Raw genomic sequence first — 976 nt, forward strand, 5'->3', positions numbered from 1 at the left:
GCAGCGCCGGCGCCAACACCGTCAACGTGGCCGCCGGCGCGAGCCTGCTCGCCACCGGCAATCTGGGCGACGGCAGCGATCTGCTCGATATCTCCGGCACCTTGGACACCGGCGCGGGCATTCTCGACCTGGGCGCCGGCGACGACAGCCTGACCATCCACGACGGCACCGATATCGTCGGCACGGTCGCGGGCGGGGTCGGGATCGACAATGTCAACGCCAACATCGCGCTGAGCGCCGACCTGGGAGCGGTGCAAGGCTTCGAGACCCTAAGCAAGACCGGTGTCGGCACGCTCAATATCAACGGCCCGGCGAGTTCGGACTTCATCACGGTCGACGTGCTGGCCGGCACCTTGAACGTCGCCGCGACAGGCGCCGTGGTCGCGCAGAACACCACGATCGCCAGCGGCAGTACCTTGCAAGTGGACGGCAGCTATAGCGGCACCTCCGGCAGCGACAGCTTCATCGTGGCCGGTACGGTGGCCGGTGCCGGCACCCTCGATCTGCTCGACGGCGACGACAGTTTCACCATCCAGGACGGCGCTGACCTGTCCGGATTGGCCAACGCGGTCGACGGCGGCGCGGGCACCGACACCTTCATCGCCGATCTCGCCGGCAGCGCGACCTTGGGCGGTGCGATCAACTTCGAGACCCTGACCAAGACCAACACCGGCACCTTGAACGTCGACGGCCCGGCGGCATCGGCCTTCACCACCGTCAACGTCAACGGCGGCACCCTCGACATCGGCGCGGCCGGCAGCATCGACGGTGCAGTGACCACCACCGTGGCCGGCGGCGCCAGCTTGAACGTCGACGGCACCTATACCGGCTCGGCCGGCGCCGACACCATGAACGTATCCGGCACCGTCGCCGGCAGCGGCACCATCGACCTGGCGGCGGGCGACGACACGCTCACGCTCAACGACGGCGCACTGCTCAACAACGTCATCGACGGCGGCGGTCACGGCACCGGCGA

General features: G+C 68.6%; 1 protein-coding gene. It reads left to right on the top strand.

Annotation, left to right across the window (positions count from 1 at the left end; translation table 11 throughout):
- Positions 1-976: hypothetical protein (locus tag ACTJJK_RS23190; protein ID WP_440731370.1), on the top strand; the 976-nt coding region annotated here is incomplete at both ends.

It is taken from the genome of Lysobacter sp. 22409, from assembly GCF_052045105.1.
Taxonomy (GTDB): Bacteria; Pseudomonadota; Gammaproteobacteria; order Xanthomonadales; family Xanthomonadaceae; genus Lysobacter; species Lysobacter antibioticus_B.